Origin of the sequence: uncultured Chitinophaga sp., assembly GCF_937874145.1 — a bacterium.
Classification (GTDB): Bacteria; Bacteroidota; Bacteroidia; order Chitinophagales; family Chitinophagaceae; genus Chitinophaga.
Genome location: NZ_CALNBI010000097.1, coordinates 1 through 19,748, shown reverse-complemented (window position 1 = coordinate 19,748; position 19,748 = coordinate 1). Strand labels below are relative to the sequence as shown.

At 52.1% G+C, this 19,748-nt stretch carries 24 protein-coding genes; 6 read left to right on the top strand and 18 right to left on the bottom strand.

The annotated features are described in order from the left end of the window. The 4 genes from Q0510_RS04335 to Q0510_RS04320 all read right to left on the bottom strand — a co-directional run. On the bottom strand, window positions 1-276 hold a 276-nt coding region (locus tag Q0510_RS04335), incomplete at its 3' end, for a hypothetical protein (protein ID WP_298708588.1). Between the two features lie 24 nt (window positions 277-300). Then, window positions 301-744, bottom strand: coding sequence for a hemerythrin domain-containing protein (locus Q0510_RS04330; protein ID WP_298708587.1), 444 nt, complete (start codon window positions 742-744; stop codon window positions 301-303). Next, window positions 744-2,027 (bottom strand): prolipoprotein diacylglyceryl transferase family protein, encoded by a 1,284-nt coding sequence (locus Q0510_RS04325; protein WP_298708585.1) that lies wholly within the window; start codon window positions 2,025-2,027, stop codon window positions 744-746. Before Q0510_RS04325 ends, Q0510_RS04330 begins: the two co-directional genes overlap by 1 nt. A 118-nt stretch (window positions 2,028-2,145) precedes the next feature. Next, window positions 2,146-2,559 (bottom strand): BrxA/BrxB family bacilliredoxin, encoded by a 414-nt coding sequence (locus Q0510_RS04320; protein WP_298708583.1) that lies wholly within the window; start codon window positions 2,557-2,559, stop codon window positions 2,146-2,148. Window positions 2,560-2,788: 229 nt separating this feature from the next. On the opposite strand from Q0510_RS04320, the gene Q0510_RS04315 reads away from it, so the two are divergent. Next, window positions 2,789-3,229, top strand: a complete 441-nt coding sequence (locus Q0510_RS04315) for an Hsp20/alpha crystallin family protein (RefSeq protein ID WP_298708581.1) — start codon at window positions 2,789-2,791, stop codon at window positions 3,227-3,229. A 247-nt stretch (window positions 3,230-3,476) separates the two neighbouring features. Continuing rightward, the gene (locus Q0510_RS04310; protein WP_298708579.1) at window positions 3,477-4,259 is read left to right on the top strand and encodes a hypothetical protein; all 783 of its coding nucleotides are present in this window, start codon (window positions 3,477-3,479) and stop codon (window positions 4,257-4,259) included. On the opposite strand, the gene Q0510_RS04305 is transcribed toward Q0510_RS04310, so the two are convergent. From Q0510_RS04305 to Q0510_RS04295, 3 genes are all read right to left on the bottom strand, one after another. Beyond that, window positions 4,254-4,715, bottom strand: coding sequence for a nuclear transport factor 2 family protein (locus Q0510_RS04305; protein WP_298708589.1), 462 nt, complete (start codon window positions 4,713-4,715; stop codon window positions 4,254-4,256). The two genes, Q0510_RS04310 and Q0510_RS04305, sit on opposite strands and share 6 nt — an antisense overlap. Window positions 4,716-5,214: 499 nt before the next feature. Further along, entirely contained in the window at window positions 5,215-6,615 is a 1,401-nt protein-coding gene (locus Q0510_RS04300; RefSeq protein ID WP_298708577.1) for an arginine decarboxylase, read from the bottom strand. A gap of 298 nt (window positions 6,616-6,913) precedes the next feature. Continuing rightward, entirely contained in the window at window positions 6,914-7,543 is a 630-nt protein-coding gene (locus Q0510_RS04295) for a WbqC family protein (RefSeq protein WP_298708576.1), read from the bottom strand. A gap of 341 nt (window positions 7,544-7,884) precedes the next feature. On the opposite strand from Q0510_RS04295, the gene Q0510_RS04290 reads away from it, so the two are divergent. After that, on the top strand, window positions 7,885-8,340 hold the full coding sequence (locus tag Q0510_RS04290) for an LEA type 2 family protein (RefSeq protein ID WP_298708574.1): 456 nt from the start codon (window positions 7,885-7,887) through the stop codon (window positions 8,338-8,340). Between the two features lie 956 nt (window positions 8,341-9,296). On the opposite strand, the gene Q0510_RS04285 is transcribed toward Q0510_RS04290, so the two are convergent. Beyond that, entirely contained in the window at window positions 9,297-9,671 is a 375-nt protein-coding gene (locus Q0510_RS04285; protein WP_298708572.1) for a cation transporter, read from the bottom strand. 54 nt (window positions 9,672-9,725) lie between these two features. After that, window positions 9,726-10,361 (bottom strand): orotate phosphoribosyltransferase, encoded by a 636-nt coding sequence (gene pyrE, locus Q0510_RS04280; RefSeq protein ID WP_298708570.1) that lies wholly within the window; start codon window positions 10,359-10,361, stop codon window positions 9,726-9,728. Window positions 10,362-10,408: 47 nt separating this feature from the next. On the opposite strand from pyrE, the gene Q0510_RS04275 reads away from it, so the two are divergent. Beyond that, complete coding sequence (locus Q0510_RS04275; RefSeq protein ID WP_298708568.1) at window positions 10,409-11,041, top strand: NUDIX domain-containing protein; 633 nt, start codon at window positions 10,409-10,411, stop codon at window positions 11,039-11,041. Window positions 11,042-11,044: 3 nt separating this feature from the next. Continuing rightward, entirely contained in the window at window positions 11,045-11,764 is a 720-nt protein-coding gene (locus Q0510_RS04270; protein WP_298708567.1) for a methyltransferase domain-containing protein, read from the top strand. Window position 11,765: 1 nt separating this feature from the next. Here the strand turns inward: Q0510_RS04270 and Q0510_RS04265 are convergent, their stop codons facing one another. The 4 genes from Q0510_RS04265 to Q0510_RS04250 are packed head-to-tail and all read right to left on the bottom strand — an operon-like array spanning window position 11,766 to window position 14,148. After that, a complete protein-coding gene (locus Q0510_RS04265) occupies window positions 11,766-12,212 on the bottom strand; it encodes a hotdog fold thioesterase (protein ID WP_298708566.1) in 447 nt (148 codons plus the stop codon). A 13-nt stretch (window positions 12,213-12,225) separates the two neighbouring features. Continuing rightward, window positions 12,226-12,708, bottom strand: a complete 483-nt coding sequence (gene coaD / locus Q0510_RS04260; RefSeq protein ID WP_298708564.1) for a pantetheine-phosphate adenylyltransferase — start codon at window positions 12,706-12,708, stop codon at window positions 12,226-12,228. Between the two features lie 10 nt (window positions 12,709-12,718). After that, entirely contained in the window at window positions 12,719-13,282 is a 564-nt protein-coding gene (locus Q0510_RS04255) for an RsmD family RNA methyltransferase (protein ID WP_298708563.1), read from the bottom strand. Further along, window positions 13,273-14,148 carry a DUF3822 family protein gene (locus tag Q0510_RS04250; RefSeq protein ID WP_298708561.1) on the bottom strand — a complete coding sequence of 292 codons (876 nt, stop codon included), beginning with the start codon at window positions 14,146-14,148 and terminating at the stop codon, window positions 13,273-13,275. Before Q0510_RS04250 ends, Q0510_RS04255 begins: the two co-directional genes overlap by 10 nt. A 164-nt stretch (window positions 14,149-14,312) precedes the next feature. Between Q0510_RS04250 and Q0510_RS04245 the strand changes: the two genes are divergently transcribed. Further along, complete coding sequence (locus Q0510_RS04245; protein WP_298708559.1) at window positions 14,313-15,647, top strand: MATE family efflux transporter; 1,335 nt, start codon at window positions 14,313-14,315, stop codon at window positions 15,645-15,647. 3 nt (window positions 15,648-15,650) lie between these two features. Here the strand turns inward: Q0510_RS04245 and Q0510_RS04240 are convergent, their stop codons facing one another. The 5 genes from Q0510_RS04240 to Q0510_RS04220 form a co-directional block, all read right to left on the bottom strand. Continuing rightward, window positions 15,651-16,406, bottom strand: coding sequence for a hypothetical protein (locus tag Q0510_RS04240; protein ID WP_298708557.1), 756 nt, complete (start codon window positions 16,404-16,406; stop codon window positions 15,651-15,653). A 104-nt stretch (window positions 16,407-16,510) separates the two neighbouring features. Further along, window positions 16,511-16,861, bottom strand: a complete 351-nt coding sequence (locus Q0510_RS04235; RefSeq protein WP_298708556.1) for a dihydroneopterin aldolase — start codon at window positions 16,859-16,861, stop codon at window positions 16,511-16,513. A gap of 52 nt (window positions 16,862-16,913) precedes the next feature. Further along, window positions 16,914-17,861 carry a thioredoxin-disulfide reductase gene (gene trxB, locus Q0510_RS04230; RefSeq protein ID WP_298708555.1) on the bottom strand — a complete coding sequence of 316 codons (948 nt, stop codon included), beginning with the start codon at window positions 17,859-17,861 and terminating at the stop codon, window positions 16,914-16,916. 43 nt (window positions 17,862-17,904) lie between these two features. Beyond that, the gene (locus Q0510_RS04225) at window positions 17,905-18,696 is read right to left on the bottom strand and encodes a DUF4249 family protein (protein WP_298708553.1); all 792 of its coding nucleotides are present in this window, start codon (window positions 18,694-18,696) and stop codon (window positions 17,905-17,907) included. A 198-nt stretch (window positions 18,697-18,894) separates the two neighbouring features. Further along, window positions 18,895-19,748: RNA polymerase sigma factor RpoD/SigA (locus Q0510_RS04220; RefSeq protein WP_298708551.1), on the bottom strand; the 854-nt coding region annotated here is incomplete at its 5' end.

The following is a 19,748-nucleotide window of genomic DNA, read 5'->3' as shown; positions in this document are numbered from 1 at the left end:
CTCCAGCACACGATGGCTCTGCGGGATGTCGAGATAGCGGAAGCCTTTGGGCACTTCGATCACAACGCCATGCATCAGTTTCACCGTGCCGGTCTGGTATTTGAAAGTTGCGTTGACGGAATCGCGCCATTGCCGGACCTCGGCCTCGCTCATCTCTGCTTCCTCCGTTACTGCTTCGGTGGATTCAGATGCGCGGGGACCGCTCGTATCAAGCTGGGCGTAGGTGGGGACGGTGAGTAACGCCATAAAGGCGACCGCCAGGGTAACAGTTTTCATTTGGTATTAGGGATTTAGATTTGCTTATTGCTCCTGCTCGCCCTCCGGCAAACGCAGGTTCTCGATCACGTCGGGCAGCAGGTCCTGCATTTTGCCGAACACCAGCCGCTCCTCCTTCCGGATGTGCGCTTCGAGCGCCCGGGCGATCTGGTCCATGCCTTCCACCAGGTCAGGACTATCCACCAGCGCGCTGTACATCCCGGAAATCACCCGGTGCTCTTCCGCCAGTTCGTCGATCATCTCGTCCAGTTCCGGTACAAAACCCCGGCATTGCTCGAACAGGTGGTCTTCCTTCTGGATATGCCCTACCATCGTTTCCTGGAAAACCCTGACCATATGCTGCATTTTGGATGCAGTGTCGAGCGGGTAACCTTCATACTCGGCGGCATCTTTTTTCAGATAACGGCAAAGGAACAGCAAAGTCTTATGCTCGTGCGACAGCGGTATGAGTTTTGGATGGCGTTGCATCAGGAAGGATTTGTATTGGGTTTTGACTTATAAGCGTACCAGATCAGCACGGCGCCGCCGATTACCAGCAACGTGGAAATCAGTTCTGCCTGCGTGGGCTGGAACGGCCAGTTTTCATATTTCGTGTTGACGCGGATTTTCTCTACAAAAAACCGCTCCACTCCATTTAAAATGAGGTAAATGCCGAAAATCACACCGGGCGTAGTCACTTTCCGGCGAATGCCCATCAGCACGAGGAAGAACGCACCGCACACGATGATCTCATATAACGGTGTCGGGAAAACGCCAACCGGAAGCGCATTACAATACTCTCCTTCGCAACCGGGCAGCTTCACGCCGTCGTTCACCACGTTGTGAGGATAGTTATATACTACAAACCAGTCGGGCAGCCAGCTGAGCGATTCGGGTTTGGGGTAATATTTATGCGGAACGTTTTCGATCGAATGGAAATGACGGACAAAAAAGTCGGATTCCCGCTGCAGGGTTTCCTGGTATTGCGCGAGCGACACCTGCTCCAGTTTACCGGCGGCATTGGTAACGTAGGCGCTGTTATTGATGCCCCAGTCGCCGTCGCCGGAGAACTGGCAACCCATCCTGCCGATCGCGTAGGCGAGCATGAGGGCGGGCGCGGCGCTGTCGACCAGGTGTTTCCAGTTGATCTGTTTTTTGGAAGCATAGCGGATGATCACGTAAGCCGCCAGGATAAGCCCTCCGTAAAAGGTGAGCCCGCTGGCGGAAAACAGTGAGCCCCAGGGATCCGCGGCGAATTCGTCCAGGTTTTCCAGGTTGTGGAAGATCTTGGCGCCGATCAAACCGGCCACGGCCGCCTGGATGGTGAAGTCGGGCACGCGCTGGTGCGGCCATACCATCACCTTCACCTGCTTCGGCGTTGGCAGTGCTTTCTTCTTCTTTTCATAATATATCTGGTAAGCCATCGCGGCGGCTACGATGATACCGCCAATGAAGCTGCCGTCTGCCGACAATAAATAATCGCGGAAATCGGCGGTCTGCCCGAACAGGCCGAATATTTTAAAACCAATGATAAAACCGATGATGGCGCGCATCACCATCTCCCCTACGGAAGCAGGCTTGCCTTCGGTAATGGTTTCTTCCACGGGCTGCAGCAAACCCAGCTTCTCGCGCCGGCGGAGTTCCGACGTGAGCACATAGGCGGCGGCCAGGAAGGCCAGGGCCACGAAGAAACCGAATGTCTGTACTACTTTAAGCCACGGCCACTCTATCCCGAAGAGGTCCCTGAATGCGTAATATAAATTAGGATACATAGGCGAAAAAAATGGTGATTTGATATCCGGACAGGAAATCAAACCACCAAGTTACATTTCAAATATGATATTCCCATTAACAGGTTCAAAAAACCATGTAACGGAATACAACAAACGATTAGCAGTACTCGTCAAACGCCGCTACCAGGTTGGTGGCGATCATCTGGGCCGAACGGCCTTCGATCATGTGGCGCTCAATGAAGTGTACCAGCTGGCCGTCTTTAAAAAGCGCGATAGAGGGAGAAGACGGAGGATAGGGCAACAGGTGCGTACGGATTTGCTGCACAGCATCTTTGTCGAAACCGGCAAAGGAAGTGGCGAGCCTGTCCGGCTTCTTCTCGCTGGCGGCAACTGCCATCAGTACGCCCGGGCGGGCGGTACCGGCGGAGCATCCGCAAACGGAATTGATCACCACCAGGGTGGTGCCTTCCTGTTTCAAAACGTCTTCCACCTTATCGGGCGAAAGCATTTCCTGGAATCCATTATCTGTTAATTCTGCCTTCATCGGCATCACGAGTTCCGCAGGGTACATAATATAATATTTATGAGTTTCCACAAAGTTAGTAATATATCGAGATACTTCAATTAATTCATTATTTTTGACATTATGTCATCAAACATACAATTAAGCTGACATTTTAACCGATCCATCTACCCCAAAACTGGCGTTTTTACCGATTATTGGCATTGGTACCTGATTTGATTTGTAGGTAGCATAACCGAAAAAACAAAATGGTTTAACGCATAAAAGGATAAACACTATGACACTCGTAAAATTCAATCAACCCGCAAAAACCTTTCATGGCCTCGTAGACGAATTATTGAACGGTAAATTCCTGAACAAGGATTTCGCCACCTCCGACTTCTTCGGCGCATCTTACGCCCCGGTGAACATCTCGGAAACGAAAGACGGCTACAGCCTGGAAGTGGTAGCCCCCGGTTTCGCCAAAGACGATTTCAAAGTGAAAATCGACGGCCCCACGCTGACGATCAGCGCGGAAAAGAAAACCGAGTCCAAAGACGAAAACGAAAAACACCTTCGCCGCGAATTCAGTTTCCGCTCCTTCTCCCGCTCCTTCACGCTGGACGAAAAAGTGGAAGCCGCAAAGATCAACGCGAAATACGAAAACGGCGTACTGCACCTGACCCTGCCTAAAAAAGAGGCCGCACAGGAAACCGTAAAAGAAATTATAGTTGCATAAGGGTTAGGAATAGTTGCGATTTGTTGTGATTTGAATTCATAATACAAATACAACAGTAAAGAGGGCCGCCTTGTCTAAGGCGGCCCTTCCTTTTTGCCGCGCGTAATCTACCACAAACGTTCCATAGCCAAATTGTGAATTCCTACTACCTTGTGAATGAGCTATTTATTGCAAGCCCCTTTTTATGTCAGGTAACAACAGCAGCATATCGACTCTGTCTTCTGCCATTTACAACGCTGTGTGCGGAATGGTCACGGGAAAGCTTATACGCAAATCGGCCTGCCCTTATGAGCAGGCAAGGATCCGTATGGTCTTCGATTACATCTTCTTCTACACCCTCATGCTGGTGCCCATTTCGGTGGCGCTGGCGTTCCTGCAGGACATCCCCAACCTCATCATCACGGCATCATTTGCCTTTTCGTTCGTTTTTTGCGGAGCGATTATGATGACGGGGGCGCCGCACGCGCTGCCGGGCTCCATGGCCGCGCTCTTTACATTACTCATCCCGATGGCCTGTTCGTTCATGAACGACATGGACATATCCCCCATTTATGCTATTCCCTGGCTGATGGCCTGCATGCTCGGCTATTTCGCCGTAAGCCTGCGGGCGTCGCTTTCGCTCATGGGGTTGCTCTTTTTGTACCTGGGGCTCGTGGCCTGGGTGAAGCTCGATCATATCCACATCAGCTTCCCGCCTACTTACTCCACCATGGACCGCTACGTGGCCACGCCTTTCCTCATGCTGGGATACTTTATGATCGTGCTGCGCGTCTGGGGCGTTTACTTCCGGAACATTTTCCAACTGCAGCGCCAACAGGCGCTCCAGCAGCAGCAGGAGTTCTCCGCCCTGGTGAACCAGAACCTGATCAAGCAGTTCATGCTCGTAAAAGGGCTCAGCCGCTCAGGCAAATCCGATTTCCTGGATGGCAATACCGACCTGGTCGACGCCCGGTTTACCGAGATCGAAAAACAATGCGACTCCGCCCTCCATTACCTGGACGGCCCCAGCCGGTTGCCGGATTCGTTATAAACAGTGCTCCTTCCTCCGCGTATCAATGAGGTACGTGATCTTCCAGCCCTCCGGCGATTTGAACAGCTGGAAGCTGTTCACCCCGCAATGACTGAACTTTTCGCCAAGGTAAAATTGGTACGGCGTCCATACGCTGGCGAGCGGACCGTCGACCAAAACCTGCCCGAAGGTGATCCGCTCATCCCACACGGACGTGTGAGGCGCGCCTACGGCTGTTACAAACCCGTTAACATCTCCGGAAACCAGTTTCATTTCACCGGTTTTGGTCGTTCCCGCGGTGTGGAGAATGGCGTTTGGAAGGAATACAGCCTTTACCATCGCGCTATCGCCACGCTTCATCCCTTCAAACAGTTGCCTGATCACGGTTTTTACCGCTTCAGCCTCCGAATCCTGCGCGGATACACGGAAAGAACATATTAACAAAATTATCAAGAAGAAAATTCGCCGGAACGGCATGGGGTTGTTTTTTGTCTGTTGACACATGGTTTTTGAGGTTTAAAAAACTGCTGTAACGTATTTCTTGCAAAAAAGTTGTTAAAAGATACAACTAAATGGTATTTGCCAGGGAGAGAGCGGGATATAATTTTGATAATAGTAAATCCATCGTAACCTATTGCCACCTATACCGAAAATGTTCCAGATCCCTCATACCTTGAAATGTTCCTTTTTACCTTATGCCATGAATATTCCATTTCATCCCTAACGCTATGAATGTTGGATCAATCTATCCTATGAAATTATAGGCTCTCCCGCTGGAGAGCCTATTTGTTTTATGGCGTTGTCCGTTTAAACGAAAGGCGGAAAGAGCGGCGATAAAGCTACCTTAATTTACGAAGGCCGGCCGGCAACGCCGGGTATAAAATGGACGAGCGGTCGGATTTCTGCCGGGAGGGCTAAAAAAGCGAAACCCCTCGGAGAACCGAGGGGTTTTTAAGTGGATTACTAACCCATATTTTTAATAACCCAAAATTTTAAGCATGCTTTGGGAGGTTTGCTCCTTAGCGTATAACCAATCTTTTAATTGTCCGTTTTTGTCATAGCCTACGACCACGTGCTTGGGCGACGGGATGAGGCAGTGTTTGATACCACCGTAACCGCTCAGCTGATCCTGGTAGGCACCGGTGTGGAAGAACCCGATATACAAGGGTTCCTGTTCGCCGGTGAGCTTCGGGAGGAACACGGCGTTGATGTGCTCTTCCGAAGTGTAGAAATCATAGCCGTCGCAGGTGAGCCCACCGAGGTGCACTTCCTGGTATTCCTGGTCCCATTTGTTAATGGGCAGCATGAGGAACTTTTCGCCTATGCCCCAGGTGTCCGGGAGGGTCGTAATGAAAGAGCTGTCGATCATGTACCAGGCTTCGCGGTCGTTCTGCTGCTTTTCGCCGAGCACTGAATAAATCACTGCCCCGCTCTCGCCTACCGTGAATGAACCGAACTCCGTGTAGATATCCGGCACTGGTACTTTATTCTTTTTGCACACGCTCTTGATGTTGGCTACGATTTCGTTTACGATGTACGCATAATCGTAGTCGAACCCGAGGGAGTGCTTGATCGGGAAGCCGCCGCCGAGGTTGATGCTCTCCAGTTCCGGACAGATCTTCTTCAGCTGGCAATAGAGGTTCAACACCTTGTTGAACTGGCTCCAGTAAAATATATCGTCTTTGATGCCCTTGTTCATAAAGAAGTGGAGCATCTTCAGTTCGAACTTCGGATTTCCTTTCAGCTTGTCCACGTAATATTCGAGGATGTCGCTTTTGGCGATGCCGAGGCGGGAGGTGTAAAAATCAAAGGTGGGCTCTTCCTCGGCCGCGATCCGGATACCCAGTTTAACGGGATCTTTGGTCCGCACGAATTTGGAATAATCCTCCAGTTCCTCCTTGTTGTCGAGCACCGGGATCACGTTTTTGAAACCGCTGTTGATCAGCTTGGCGATGGCCCGGGTATAAGTTTTTGTTTTATACCCGTTGCAGATCACATTGGTTTCCTTGGTGATCTTCTTACGTTCATAGAGCTTGTTAATTATGTCTATGTCGTAAGCGAACGATGTTTCGATGTGCACCCCTTGCTTGAGGGTTTCTTCCATGATGAACGAAAAGTGGGAACTTTTGGTACAATAGCAATAGTAATAATTGCCATCATATTTGTTCTTCTTAATCGCATCCTGGAACATCTTTTTAGCCCTGTTAACCTGCATCCCGATTTTAGGGAGATAGGTCAACTTAAAGGGAGTTCCGTACTTGTCAATCAACGCCCGGATATCCAACCCGTTAAAAATAAGGTTGTTCTCCTTCACCTCGAAACCCTCCTGCGGGAACTCGAAAGTCTGGTTAACCAGGTCCGTGTAGGTGTTGTTCATTTAATTCTGTGAATGAATTTCTAAGGTCAAAAAATTAATACAGTATAAATGAGCTGGAAACTTCTGGTTTATACACCTACGTAAGTCGTTTCCCCAGCAAAATTGGATGCAAATCTACTATTTTGTTCGAATGGATTTCCAAAAAATTTTTTTCTTTTTTATGAATGGAAGACAACCGCACTAATTGGCTGTCCGACAACCCATTAAACCGCTTTATATAAAGCATATTTTGAGCTACTCCGGGCGTTTCCCACACTTTGGGGCCTGGGTTGACGATTCTTTTACAATCGCCTCATTATCATTTCAATATCTCCAAACCCCTTTTCCCTTCACAAAATAACAGATCGAGGATGCTAAGGTTCGGCAAAAAGCCGGTCCTTTCCCCAAAAACCTGGGTGTAAGCCGGTGCGTTTTCCGGCTCCTTGCCTGGCTGCATCTTATCGCGCAGATCCAGGATGGAGGGGTCGGCACTGTAGTCCTTATTAAAGGTATCCGTCATTTCCACGACGGGTTCGAAGCCGAGGGCGCGGTTGGCAAATTCGAAGCAGGCCATGTTCCAGTCGAGCAGATATTCAAATTCCTTTTCATATAAAGCTTCCAGTTCCGGTTCGAAATATTCGAACCACGGGGAACGGCGGTAGGCAGAAGTGAGGGTTTTCCAGTGGAGTGACTGCCAGGGTTCCTGGTTCGAAATCCGGACATCCTTCATCACGGTCCGCTGATTTTTTCCTTTCACGAGCGGAACGCTCAAAAGGATCTTCCCGTTAGGCCCCGCGATGTAGCAACGATTCCGAAAACTCACCTTCTGGTAGTGCTCCATGCGCTCAAAACGCACTTTTTCGCTTTCAATTAAAGTTTTATAAAAGTTAATGTTCGGAAAATATTGACTTTCAATCAATAGTATTCTGCTTGTGCCTTGTTCTGCCATACTGTCCGTTTTCATTTTTCGGTAGTGTGAATCAATAGAAAATGGTCGCTTACAATTAAATAAAAAGCTTTTGTTAATGCACTTTAAATTCTTGATTAACAGGTCATAGAATTTAAATAAATATGCTATTAATATTAGCAATCGCCCATTTCACGTAAAATGTTAAAAGTCAACAAAAATACTAAAGATATTAGTCTAAAAAATGACTGATTTTTGGCCCGTTCCGCTTAAAGTAAAATTTCAAATAGAAAGACCGCTCCCAGCCTTCCCGCCGGCGCGTTTTTAACTTAATTTTTGGAAGGATTTGTCGTAGGTTTGGAACGAATTTTCAAACGCCGTTCATGAAGCAGGTTACCTGGTATATTATGATCCTTGTCATTTGGGGAGGGGTCAGCGCATGTGGAAAAATGAAAGACCTCGAGTTTGTCCGGGTCGCCAGTTTTGATATGGAGAATTTGAGTTTTTCAAAAAGCACCGTTAAAATCGAGCTCGCCTATTACAACCCGAACAATTTTTCGCTCCGGTTGAAAGACGCCGAATTCGACGTTTTTTTGGATGATACGAAAGTCGGCCACTCTTTCCAGGACACCCTGATCGATATCCCGGCCCGCGATACTTTCTATTTTCCCGTCAAGCTGCAAGTCGAAATGGGGAACGTATTTAAGAATATGCTCGGCGTTTTGGCGAACAAAGAGGTCACCATCAAAGCCGCCGGAAATTGCAAAGTCGGCAAAAAAGGGGTCTTTGTTCCCTTCCCGATCCGATGCGAAACCAAACAGAAATTCGACTTTTTCTGATCGGGCTTATCATCAACCCCGAGCAACTTACAATAATTAAAGCCATCTTTCGGGATGGCTTTTTTAGTTTTCGCAGCTAATGGGAACAGCGAATTTCTGTCAGAACGATAAGCAGTTTTACAATTTCGACCAGGATCCGGACGGGAAATTTCCGTCCAATATTCCCCTTTTCCCCATTTCAAATCCGCAAAAACTGTATATAAAAGGGGGCACATTGCCGGCCTTTTTTCAGCAAGACGGGGAGATTTCGTGATGCCGATGTGTTTTAATCCCGCAACATTTGGCGGGTTAATCTCAAAAATCCGGAGGCATACTTCGCCAATTTTATCATCCGGATCCTTCTTCGAAAATCTAAAAATCCCCTTTGGTGGCATCAAAGCCCAGGGTTTTAAAATTGTACTTTTCACGGATTGCCTGTTTTCAGCATCCTTACTCACTGGCTAAATCCGTTCATTTTTTTTGCACCGAATATGATCGACAGGGGCATTTGTGCCACACACATATTCACCATTTTGGTTCAGGGAATCTGGGTCCTGGGGGCAATACAACGCAATTTTCCACCTCCACGAAATCACCAATTCTGGCTCTTCTGCCCTTTCAACATCCTTCACACTGAGACGCTAAAGACGCCATCTAAACCTGCGGGTTTCCGCAACATCGAATCTTTTACGCAATAATCCTTCAAAAGATAGGCGGTCATGGGTCGTCAAAAATTCCGTCGCCAGTTCTCGTGAATGCCCAAAACGCCCACTTCACTTGGCCCCCATGCTGGTACTATTTGCACATTTTCGCAGTGCTCCCCCAGCTCACCAAATTCGAAAAAGCCATCATTCAAAACGAAATTCCCCCAGGCATTGGAAGTAAAACCATTCTGTCCACCGCCCGATTCCCATATTCCCGGACATAAAAAAACCGCCCCGGCAAGCCGGAGCGGTCTACAATTATCTGTCGTTTTACTATTGTTTCTTCTGAACGGGGCCGCCGCCGTCTTCCGGCTTCTTGCAGCACTTGGGGAGGTCGTTGTAAGAATCCTCATTGGCCGTCACGTCATCCGCATCATAGCCTACGTTCGCAATGGCGGTTTTGATATTCTCAATATTGGTGCGGTCGGTGTAATATTTCACCGTTGCTTCCTTTTTCTTCACGTCCACCACCATGGACTTAACCCCTTCCTCTTTCAGAAAATACCGCTGGATCGCGTCTTTACACATATTGCACTGAACGCTCGGCACCTTGATTTTTGCCGTTGCCAGCGTTCCTTTCTTCGCCTGGGCCATCGCCGAACCGGTTGCTGCCAGCAGCAGTACCAGTACCATTTTAATGATACGCATAGGATGAATTGTTTTTAATCTCTCACAATATACGATTTCATCGCAATATATCGCCTACTTCCCCCATACATCGGGAGCCGTGCGCCAGGCTTGTAAAGTAGCCTGCTCGTCCGGACCAACCTGGCCTTTTTCCACCGCCAGCTCGATCAGGGCGTTGTAATTACTCAGGGATTTGAACGTTACGCCGGCCGATTCGAATGCTTTCACCGCCACGTCGAACCCATAATTAAAGATCGACACCATACCGATCACCTCCCCGCCTGCGGCGCGGATCGCCTGTACGGCCTCGAGGCTGCTTTTGCCGGTGGAGATCAGGTCTTCCACCACTACCACCGGTTGACCCGGCTGCAATACCCCTTCGATCTGGTTGCCCATTCCATGCTCTTTCGGCTTGGAACGCACATAAATGAAAGGCAGTTTCAGCTGATCCGCTACCAGCGCGCCATGCGGGATGCCCGCCGTAGCTACGCCCGCGATCACGGCAGCTTCCGGCCAGGTCTCGAACACGATGTTGCTAAGCTCGGATTTGATGTAGTCCCGCACATACGGATAAGACAATACCTTGCGGTTGTCGCAATAAATCGGGGACTTCCAGCCCGAAGCCCAGGTAAAAGGCTGGGCAGGACTCAGTTTTACGGCTTGAATCTGGAGCAGCTTCTCTGCTACCTGTTTTTCGCTGACATTACTCATAACGGCGCAAAAGTACGATGAATAATGCAAAGGATTATTTTTGCGGCATGGAAACACCGATTCATATATATATTAATGAACGCCCGCTCATCATTGCCGGCCTTCAAACTTCCCTCCAGCCGGAATTTACCGGCGCCACCACCCTGTTCAACCCTTCCGCCGCCGAAGTGGCCCAAACCATCGCACTGCTGGAAAAGAACCAGCTCCCGGCCGTGGTTATCCGCAGCGGCGAACCGGAAACACTCCTGGAACAGGTGAAAAGCCACTTCACCGTACTCGTTGCAGCCGGCGGACTGGTCACCAACGAAGCGGGAGACATCCTGCTCATGTTCCGCCGCGGCAAATGGGACCTTCCCAAAGGCAAGCAGGACGACGGCGAAACCCTCGAAGCCTGCGCACTTCGCGAAGTCCAGGAAGAAACCGGCCTGAAAAACGTAACCCTCGGGCGCCTCATCACCGAAACCTTCCATTACTACAGCCTCAAAGGCAAAAACATTCTCAAGCATAGCTACTGGTACCGCATGCACTTCTTCGGCAACGAGCTCACCATCCCCCAGATCGAAGAAGACATTATGGACATCCAGTGGATCAAGCCCGAGCACATCGCCCGGTATATGCCGTATTCTTATCAAAACATCGTGGACGTGCTCACCAAGGCCGGATACGCCGCACATACATAACTTATGAGCGTTCAATCCCATTACGAAAACCACCTCGCCGCCTTCTACGCCTGGATGTCGGGCAATTTTGAGACGAAGCAGCAGGAGCAGCAGGACTGGTTTGCCTCCCGCGGGGTGCTTCCGCGCGGCAATAAGACAGCCATCGACCTGGGGGCCGGGCACGGATTGCAATCCGTGTCCCTGGCGAAGTTGGGGTTTACCGTGTTTGCGGTGGACTTCAACCAGCACCTGCTTTCCGAACTGAATGCCCGTGCGAAAAACCTGCCCATCCGCACCGTGCTCGCAAACCTGAAAGACGTTCCGCAATACGCCACGGAAGCCGAACTGATCACCTGCATGGGCGACACCCTGACGCACCTGGAAAGCGTAGAAACGGTCAAAACCCTTATCGGGCAATGGTTTGCGCTGTTACCCGCAGGCGGCAGGCTGGCTTTGTCGTTCCGGGATCTGACGGAAGAATTGTTCGGCGAGCAGCGATTCATCCCGATTAAGGCAGACGATAACCGGATCCACACCTGCTTCCTGGAATATGCGCCGGGATCTGTGCGGGTGTACGACCAGTTGCTGGAGAAATCCAACGGGGAATGGATTCAGAAAGTGAGCAGTTACCGGAAACTGCGGATGGGAGCGGATTTTGTGAAAGAAATGCTAACTGGCGCGGGGTTTCGCGTCATGCAGCACGATGTGATCGCGAGAATGCAATACCTGCTGGCGGAAAAGTAACCTATTCCGCCTTCTTCTCTTTTTTAGCCAGTACGGCCACCGTGAGCCGGCTTACGCAAATCAGTTTATGCTGATCGTCGGTGATGCGGATATCCCACACATGCGAGCTCGAGCCGATATGCAGGGGCTTCGCGATGGCATGCACATATCCTTCCCTAACGCCGCGGAGGTGATTGGCATTGATTTCCTGCCCTACGCAAATCTGCTTTTCGGGATCGATGATGAGCGCGGAAGCTACGCTGCCAACGGTTTCCGCCAATGCAGCCGACGCGCCGCCGTGCAACAATCCATAGGGCTGAATCGTACGGTGATCCACCGGCATCATGGCCCGCAGGTAATCGGGCCCGATCTCGGTAAACTCCATGCCTACCCACTCGCCCATGGTTTTGCGGCCATTTTCGTTCAATTGATCCAGGGAAATATCCAGCGAGAACCAGATGGGTTTCATAGCCAAAGTTTTATTACGAAAGTTTGGAATATTGCAGGGAGGAAGACACGGCTTCCGGCAGGAACTGCGCAGCGTCGCCGCCGTTGCGGATCACGTCGCGCACGAGCGTGCTGGCGATGGTGGAGAATTCCGGGGAACAGGTCAGGAAGATGGTTTCCACTTCATGTTCCATTTTGCGGTTGATGTCGGCAATGGCCTTTTCGTATTCAAAATCAGCCACGTAGCGGATGCCGCGCAGGATGAATTTCGCACCGATCTGTTTGCAGAAATTGACCGTCAGCCCTTCGTACGACGTCACTTCCACCGTAGGCTGGTCTTTATAAATTTCGCGCAGCCATTCCACGCGTTGTTCTACCGAAAACATAGGTACTTTCCCGGAATTGACGCCGATGCCGATGACGAGTTTATCGAAAAGCGGCAGCGCCCGGTCGATGATATCGGTGTGTCCCAATGTTACAGGATCGAAGGTACCCGGGAATAGAGCGATTCTTTGCATATGGTTTGCGTTATGCGCCGGCAGGGGTTTTCAGCTCCTCCCGGTTGATGAAAATGGTAAAAATCGTGGTGCCGTAATGCCGCTCCGCGCGGAAATAGGGAAAATGACGGAAATCGTTTCTCCGCGTATGCTCCAGCACAAACCATCCTTCTTCCTTCAACCAGCACTGGCTGAAAACGAGCTTCGGCAGTTCTTCCATGTTACCCAGTTCATAGGGCGGATCTGCAAAGATGAAATCGAAAGGGATCCCGGTCTGTTGCAGGTAACGGAACGCATCCATCTTTACGATCTGCGGTTCCACGCCCAGCCCTGCGGCCGTTTTGGCGATAAAACCTGCCATGGTATTATCTTTCTCCACCACCGTCAGGTTCGTTGCCCCGCGGGAGGCCAGTTCGAACGTGATACTGCCGGTGCCGCCGAAGAGTTCGAGGCAACGCAGGGTGGTGATGTCGAGATTGTTTTCGATGATATTGAAAAGCCCGCCCTTGGCGATGTCTGTTGTAGGCCGGGTATGCGGCATATTCGCAGGCGGGTGGATGCGGCGCCCGCCGAGCGCGCCCCCGATTATACGCATAACGCCAGGGCGTAAAGATTAAAGAATTGATGCGACGGCATGTCGATCATCTTCGGGATGTACAGAAAACCGTCGGGCCGGTGTACCCATTCAATCCTCGGCAAAAACCTGCTCAGCTCCTGGAACACCTGCGAATCCTTCGTCAGCGCGCCGCCCAGCTTGATACGGGCCTGCAATTCGCTGAGCCCCAGCTGGCGAAGGCTGTTGACGGTATAATATACGATATCGAGCCCTCCGCGGTGGGCGTATTGGTGCTGCATAAGCAACTTCCCCCCGGCGTAGATGGTCAATGTAAAATGCTGCGCCTGTATTTCCGCATACGCGATGCCTTCTGCAGCGGCATGGTCCGCATCCTGGCGGTAGCCTTTCAGCAGCGCGGTGTGGGCATGGGCCACGTCGTCGGTGGAGAACTCCTTACGCAGGAAACCCAGCATATCCTTGTCCACCGAAAACACGTTCACCAGCCCCAGTTCGGCGATTTCGTCCGTCAGCACGGCGTCCTGCGTCTTGTGCGGCAGCGCGGCCTGCAGGTAATCCTTCCGGAGTTGCTGCTGGTAAAATTCGCGGGGCACGAGGGTATTGTCGGCTGAAGAGAAGGCGAGCAGCACCTTTTTAAAGGCGGTGAACAGCAGCCTGTCGGCATCGAAGATCTGTTCGATCATTTCGAGATCAGCCATGGCAACGGTCCTGGGCTGGTAGCTGTAGCTTTTCAGGGCCAGGAACTTGCGCTGCAGGGGCGCGAGCACGGCATAGCTGAATGTGCCGGAACCGATCATCACCAGCAGGGTGCAGGTGGTGAGGTCTGTTTCCAGCAACGTCGCGTCGTCTATCGCGTAGGTGGGTTGTATGGTATATGCCACGGGCATTGTCTGTCAGTTATTCCGCACAATAATAGTCAAAAATGTTGAGAACCACGGACGTTCAGGCCCGCAAGATGACCCGCAGAGGCCCCTGAGGAATCGTTTTCGTCATTAATTCCTTGGCGCCGCACGCCAAACCGTTATTTTTGCCCGGTTTTTACGGTTTTTTTATGCAAGTAGAAGTTTCGAACAGGCAGATCATCAGGATCGCCGGCCCCATATGTCTTTCCCTGATCCTCCCCCAGATCAATCACCTCACCAATGCCGCCTTTCTCGGCCACCTGGGCGAATTCCCCATTGCCGTGAACGGGATCGCGGGTATTTATACCCTGGTAATTTACATGATCTCGTACGGTCTTACCAACGGGATGCAGGTGATGTTTGCCCGGCGCACGGGCGAACAGAATCTCGGCGCCATGGGACCGATCTTCAGTAACGGGCTGGTGCTGTCGATGGGCATGTCGTTCCTGGGGATCCTCATCACACAGGCCTTCGCGCCGGCATTCTTCCGCGCCAGCCTGCACGACCCGCACATTGTGGAAGCGGCGTCCGAATTCACGCAGATCCGGATCTGGGGGCTCCCCTTCCTGATGCTCATGCGGCTTTGCACCTCATTATATATCGGAACAGGCAATACGCGGCTGCTGATTACCATTTCCCTGTTCCAGGAGGTGACCAATATCGTGTTCGACTACGGACTGATCTTCGGCAAGCTGGGCATGCCTGCCCTGGGGCTAAACGGCGCCGCCTGGGCTTCTATACTGGCGGAAATCGCGGGCTTTACCTCGGCGTGGGGATTGTTGCTGATCGGCAAATTCAATGTCAGATACCAGCTTTTTGAAAGGTTGAAACCCGACTGGAAGGGTTGCCGCAGCATTCTCATCATATCCGCTCCCCTGGTCGTGCAATACCTGTTCAGCATCGGGAGCTGGCTGATATTCTTCATCTTTATCGAGCACCTCGGGCAGCGCCCCCTGGCGATTTCCAATATGATGCGCAGCATATTCGGGCTGTTCGGCATCTTCACCTGGGCGCTGGGATCTGCCTGCAACACCATGGTCAGCAACCTTATCGGCCAGGGCCGCGAGAGCGAGGTGATGCCGATGGTACGCAAGATCGCGGTGCTTTCCGTCATCTGCTCCACCGCGTTATGCGTGCTGATCAATATTTTCCCGTATCTCTGGCTCCGCATCTATACGACGGACATTACGCTTATGGCCGACGCCATACCCTCCATGCACGTGTGCACGCTGGTGATGCTGCTGACGGCCGTCACCGCCGTAGTGTTCAACGGGGTAACGGGAACCGGCAACACGCGGGTGAACCTGGGCATCGAAATAGCCGCCGTGGGTGTATACCTGGTGTATTGCTTCGTGGTGATAGAAAAGATGCGCAGCGCCCTCCACTGGGCCTGGGGCGCGGAGTTCGTTTACTGGACAACCATGGGCTCGCTGGCCTGGTGGTATTTGAAAAGCGGCAGATGGAAAGGCAAGCAGCTGGCCTAGGGCTTACTGCATGTCATCCAGGAGCTTTTTGACTTCAGCTTTGTAACCGGGATCGTCCTGGTAAATGGGCCGCAGGCGGATGGCTTTGTTGAGGATTTCCATCGCCTGGGTTTCCTCGTTGTTCTGCCGCAGGGCGAGGGCGAGGTCTAAATAATTGAGAATGAAGGAGGGCGTAAGCTGCCGGCATTTCTCGTAATTGGCGATGGCCTCTTCCAGCGAAGCGGAGGGCATGCCGCCGAAAAGCACTTTGGCGGCGGCTTTCTCGATGGAACTGAGATTATAGATATCGAAGTTCCATTTGCCGAGCAGGTGGAAGGCTTCGCCGTAATCGGGTTTGAATTTAAGGGCCAGGTCTACGTATTTCTTTACCTCTTTGGCGGCGGCCACTTTCTCTTTGGCGCCGGAAATCTGCGCGATGCGGGCCCAGGCGAGCGCCATGGCGTAATTGGACTCGGGGTTCTCGACGTCCACTTTCATGGCTTCGTAGGCGAAGATCTTCGCATTGTTGAACCATTCCATCTTCGCGGCTTTGTCTTTCTGGCGGGCGCCTTCACGGCTACAGATTAAGCTGCTCTGGTTGAGGGCGGTGACGTTGCCGGGATCGGCCTGGAGGATGTCTTTGTATTGTTGCAGCGCTTCGGTTTCCTTCATCTGCAGGGTCAGTTGTTTAGCCTGGGCGAGGGATTCCTCGACCGACTGCCCGAGCGTGGCAAGCGCCAGCATGGAGGCGCAGCATAGTAAAAAGGTTTTCTTAAGCATAGGAACGAATTTAACAGGTTCCCAAAAATACACATTTTATCCGCCCGGCCACATACATGGTACGCTTTCTACACAGGCGGCCAGCAACTATAACATCGTGCGGCTCAGTATTGTTTCTCCAGCGCCACGCAGGACCAGGCCAGGTCCCCTCCGAAGGGGGGCGCCTGCTTCCGCAACGTCACTTTCGAATAACGGATGACCGGAAAACGTGCCTTCACTTTCTCGGAAATGTCATGCACCACCTGTTCCAGCAATGCCTGCGGCACTTCCATCACTTCCTTCGAAATGGAAAACAACGCCTCGTAATTCACCGACTCCGCCAGGTGCGAAGGGTGTTCCGGCTCGGGAAGCTGCACGAGCACGTCGAGCAGGAAATGGTTGCCGATGATCCTTTCTTCCTCATAAAACCCGTGATGGGCGAAGAAGCGGACGCTTTCCAGCGCAATGGTCAGCATATGCACAAATTAAAAAAGGGCCGGCGCGCGGCCGGCCCTTCGGTATGTTCGATTAATGTCCTTTCGCGGAGAGGTAGCGTTCCGCATCGAGTGCGGCCATGCAGCCGCTGCCGGCGGCCGTAACGGCCTGACGGTAGTTTTTATCCTGTACGTCGCCGCAGGCAAAAACGCCTTCCACACTGGTTTTGGTGGTGCCGGGGATGGTTTTGATGTATCCTTGCTCGTCCATGTCCAGCTGGCCGGCGAAGATGCCGGAGTTGGGCTGGTGGCCGATGGCAACGAAGAATGCGTCGATGGGAATCTTCTTCTCCTCGTTGGTTTTGGTGTTGAGTACACGAACGCCGTCCACTTTATTTTCACCGGTTACCTCGAGGGTTTCGGTGTTCCAGTATACCATGATGTTGGAGGTTTTGAGGACGCGGTCCTGCATTACCTTGGAGGCTCTCATTTCGTGCCGGCGAACGAGCATGTGCACGTTGGAACAGATTTTAGAGAGATAGAGGGCTTCTTCGGCCGCGGTATCTCCCGCGCCAACGATGGCCGCTTCTTTTCCGCGGAAGAAGAATCCGTCGCACACGGCGCAGGCGGAAACGCCGCTGCCGTTAAGGCGCTGTTCGGAAGGCAGGCCCAGCCATTTGGCGGAGGCGCCGGTGGCTATGATGATCGCGTCTGCGGTGAGCGTCTTTTCTTCGTCGATTACGACTTTGAAGGGATGGGAGGAGAAATCCACGGAAGTGGCCATGCCATAGCGGATGTCTGCACCCATGCGGGCGGCTTGTTTTTCGAAGTCCACCATCATCTCGGGGCCCTGGATACCTTCGGGGTAGCCGGGATAGTTTTCCACTTCGGTGGTGATGGTGAGCTGGCCTCCGGGCTGGATACCCTGGTAGAGGACGGGCTTCAGGTTCGCCCTGGCGGCATAGATGGCTGCGGTGTACCCTGCGGGGCCGGAGCCGATGATCAGAACATGTGCATGTTCCTGGTTAGTGTTGTTTTCCATGCTGTTGTTTTCTGCTTGTTGGTTGGTTTGGTTTTGATTTCGATTATTTAGGGATGATGATCCTTTCATATGTTACGCTGTACCCGCCCCAGTACCCCAGTGCGCCGGAGACGTTACCGGTTGCGCGGGCTCCCGGCCCCAGGGGATCCATTCCTTCCGCCCAGGCCCTGCCGGCGCTGAACCAGAAGTCGTAGGTCCGGTGGTCGACGTTACAGAACTTCAGCAGCACGGTGTCTCCCTTTCCGTAGTCGCCGGCGGCCGTTCCCGGGCCCTCAGCGAGCTGGAGATCGAAAGTGCCGGAGCGTGACGAAAGCGGGTGCATGCCCGGCCGGTAGTCTTCCCCCTTGCGGGCCGTGAAGTACCGGGCGTAGGCCTGTTGGCCGGTGCTGCCTGTCAGTCTTGCCATGATCCCGGCTTTTCCGGGGGCCCACCAGGCGGAGTCGAGCTGTAAGCTGCGTGCCGGGATGGTGGTGATGGCGGTGAGTTTTTTCCCTTCCGATTCGATCGTGAGGGTGTAGCTCTTCCCTGTTTCTCCGCGAAAGGCGTCGCGCAGCCGGGCGGTGTCTACGGTGTAGGCCCTGAAAGCGCGGCCGGCGGCGTCCGTCAGCCGGTATTCCCGGAGCTGCTGGGTTTGCGGGCCGTTGGACACGTAGATCACGGCATCCCCGATCCAATTTCCATCGTCATTGGAAGTGGTACTACCGGAGAAATAGGCCTGGTTGCGGGTGAGCACCACCATGGGGTAGCCGTTTTCTTCGATAATGCCTTCCACTACGGGGAGGTTGGGGCCTTGTTGCTGTCCTGTCTGTTCCTTTTCACAGGCTGAACTTATCATGGAGATAAGGATCAGTGTAAAAGATGCCTTTCGCATAAGATTGCAAAAATAAAGGGTTGGAAGGAGAATTTCGAATCGGATGGTATGAAAGGCGTCTATGCGCCTATAACTGTTGTCTATGGGGCATAAAAAAAGCATCCCGCCAATCATAGGCGGGATGCTTTTATCCCAGAATCAATTAATCAGATGTTGTTTCGATTACCCCAGGTAGGATTTCAGTGCGCCGCTGTAGCGGGCTTTCTGCAGGCGTTTGATGGCCCTTTCCTTGATTTGGCGGATACGTTCTTTCGTCAAATCATACTTCTGTCCTATCTGTTCGATCGTTGCTCCATTTTCACCATCCAGACCAAAATATGCGTTCACGATTTCCGCTTCGCGGGGGCTCAGGGATTTGAGCACGCGGCGGATTTCTTCCCGGAGCGAGTCCTGCATCACATCGTCGTCCGTCACGTCGCCACCTTCCAGGAGGTCGCCCATGGCTACGTCTTCCGCTTCGTGAACGGGAGCGTCGAGAGACATGTGGCGGGTATTGCTCTGGAAGATATTGTTGATCTCCGATTCGGACATTTCCAGGATTTCGGCCAGTTCCTCGGTAGAGGGCTCGCGTTCGTTTTCCTGTTCGAATGCCATGTAGGCTTTATTCGCTTTGTTGTAAGTGCCGATTTTGTTTTGCGGCAGGCGGACCAGGCGGCCTTGCTCTGCCAAAGCCTGCAGGATGGACTGGCGGATCCACCATACGGCGTAAGAGATGAACTTGAAACCCTTGGTTTCGTCGAACCGTTGTGCCGCTTTGATCAACCCTAAATTGCCTTCATTAATGAGGTCGCTGAGGCTTAAGCCCTGGTGCTGATATTGTTTGGCGACGGATACAACGAACCGGAGGTTCCCGGTCGTTAATCTTTCGAGAGCGCGCTGGTCCCCCATTTTAATACGTTGGGCCAGTATCGTCTCTTCCTCTGGAGTTAACAAAGGGATCTTCGAGATTTCCTGGAGGTATTTTTCTACCGCCTGCGAATCACGATTGGTGATCTGGGTGGCAATTTTAAGTTGCC

What these genes read in the sequence shown, in the direction of transcription:
- Q0510_RS04330 (WP_298708587.1), bottom strand. Translation starts at nt 744, where the DNA reads ATGCAACGCCATCCAAAACTCATACCGCTGTCGCACGAGCATAAGACT.
- Q0510_RS04325 (WP_298708585.1), bottom strand. Translation starts at nt 2,027, where the DNA reads ATGTATCCTAATTTATATTACGCATTCAGGGACCTCTTCGGGATAGAG.
- Q0510_RS04320 (WP_298708583.1), bottom strand. Translation starts at nt 2,559, where the DNA reads ATGTACCCTGCGGAACTCGTGATGCCGATGAAGGCAGAATTAACAGAT.
- Q0510_RS04315 (WP_298708581.1), top strand. Translation starts at nt 2,789, where the DNA reads ATGACACTCGTAAAATTCAATCAACCCGCAAAAACCTTTCATGGCCTC.
- Q0510_RS04310 (WP_298708579.1), top strand. Translation starts at nt 3,477, where the DNA reads ATGGTCACGGGAAAGCTTATACGCAAATCGGCCTGCCCTTATGAGCAG.
- Q0510_RS04305 (WP_298708589.1), bottom strand. Translation starts at nt 4,715, where the DNA reads ATGCCGTTCCGGCGAATTTTCTTCTTGATAATTTTGTTAATATGTTCT.
- Q0510_RS04300 (WP_298708577.1), bottom strand. Translation starts at nt 6,615, where the DNA reads ATGAACAACACCTACACGGACCTGGTTAACCAGACTTTCGAGTTCCCG.
- Q0510_RS04295 (WP_298708576.1), bottom strand. Translation starts at nt 7,543, where the DNA reads ATGGCAGAACAAGGCACAAGCAGAATACTATTGATTGAAAGTCAATAT.
- Q0510_RS04290 (WP_298708574.1), top strand. Translation starts at nt 7,885, where the DNA reads ATGAAGCAGGTTACCTGGTATATTATGATCCTTGTCATTTGGGGAGGG.
- Q0510_RS04285 (WP_298708572.1), bottom strand. Translation starts at nt 9,671, where the DNA reads ATGCGTATCATTAAAATGGTACTGGTACTGCTGCTGGCAGCAACCGGT.
- pyrE (WP_298708570.1), bottom strand. Translation starts at nt 10,361, where the DNA reads ATGAGTAATGTCAGCGAAAAACAGGTAGCAGAGAAGCTGCTCCAGATT.
- Q0510_RS04275 (WP_298708568.1), top strand. Translation starts at nt 10,409, where the DNA reads ATGGAAACACCGATTCATATATATATTAATGAACGCCCGCTCATCATT.
- Q0510_RS04270 (WP_298708567.1), top strand. Translation starts at nt 11,045, where the DNA reads ATGAGCGTTCAATCCCATTACGAAAACCACCTCGCCGCCTTCTACGCC.
- Q0510_RS04265 (WP_298708566.1), bottom strand. Translation starts at nt 12,212, where the DNA reads ATGAAACCCATCTGGTTCTCGCTGGATATTTCCCTGGATCAATTGAAC.
- coaD (WP_298708564.1), bottom strand. Translation starts at nt 12,708, where the DNA reads ATGCAAAGAATCGCTCTATTCCCGGGTACCTTCGATCCTGTAACATTG.
- Q0510_RS04255 (WP_298708563.1), bottom strand. Translation starts at nt 13,282, where the DNA reads ATGCGTATAATCGGGGGCGCGCTCGGCGGGCGCCGCATCCACCCGCCT.
- Q0510_RS04250 (WP_298708561.1), bottom strand. Translation starts at nt 14,148, where the DNA reads ATGCCCGTGGCATATACCATACAACCCACCTACGCGATAGACGACGCG.
- Q0510_RS04245 (WP_298708559.1), top strand. Translation starts at nt 14,313, where the DNA reads ATGCAAGTAGAAGTTTCGAACAGGCAGATCATCAGGATCGCCGGCCCC.
- Q0510_RS04240 (WP_298708557.1), bottom strand. Translation starts at nt 16,406, where the DNA reads ATGCTTAAGAAAACCTTTTTACTATGCTGCGCCTCCATGCTGGCGCTT.
- Q0510_RS04235 (WP_298708556.1), bottom strand. Translation starts at nt 16,861, where the DNA reads ATGCTGACCATTGCGCTGGAAAGCGTCCGCTTCTTCGCCCATCACGGG.
- trxB (WP_298708555.1), bottom strand. Translation starts at nt 17,861, where the DNA reads ATGGAAAACAACACTAACCAGGAACATGCACATGTTCTGATCATCGGC.
- Q0510_RS04225 (WP_298708553.1), bottom strand. Translation starts at nt 18,696, where the DNA reads ATGATAAGTTCAGCCTGTGAAAAGGAACAGACAGGACAGCAACAAGGC.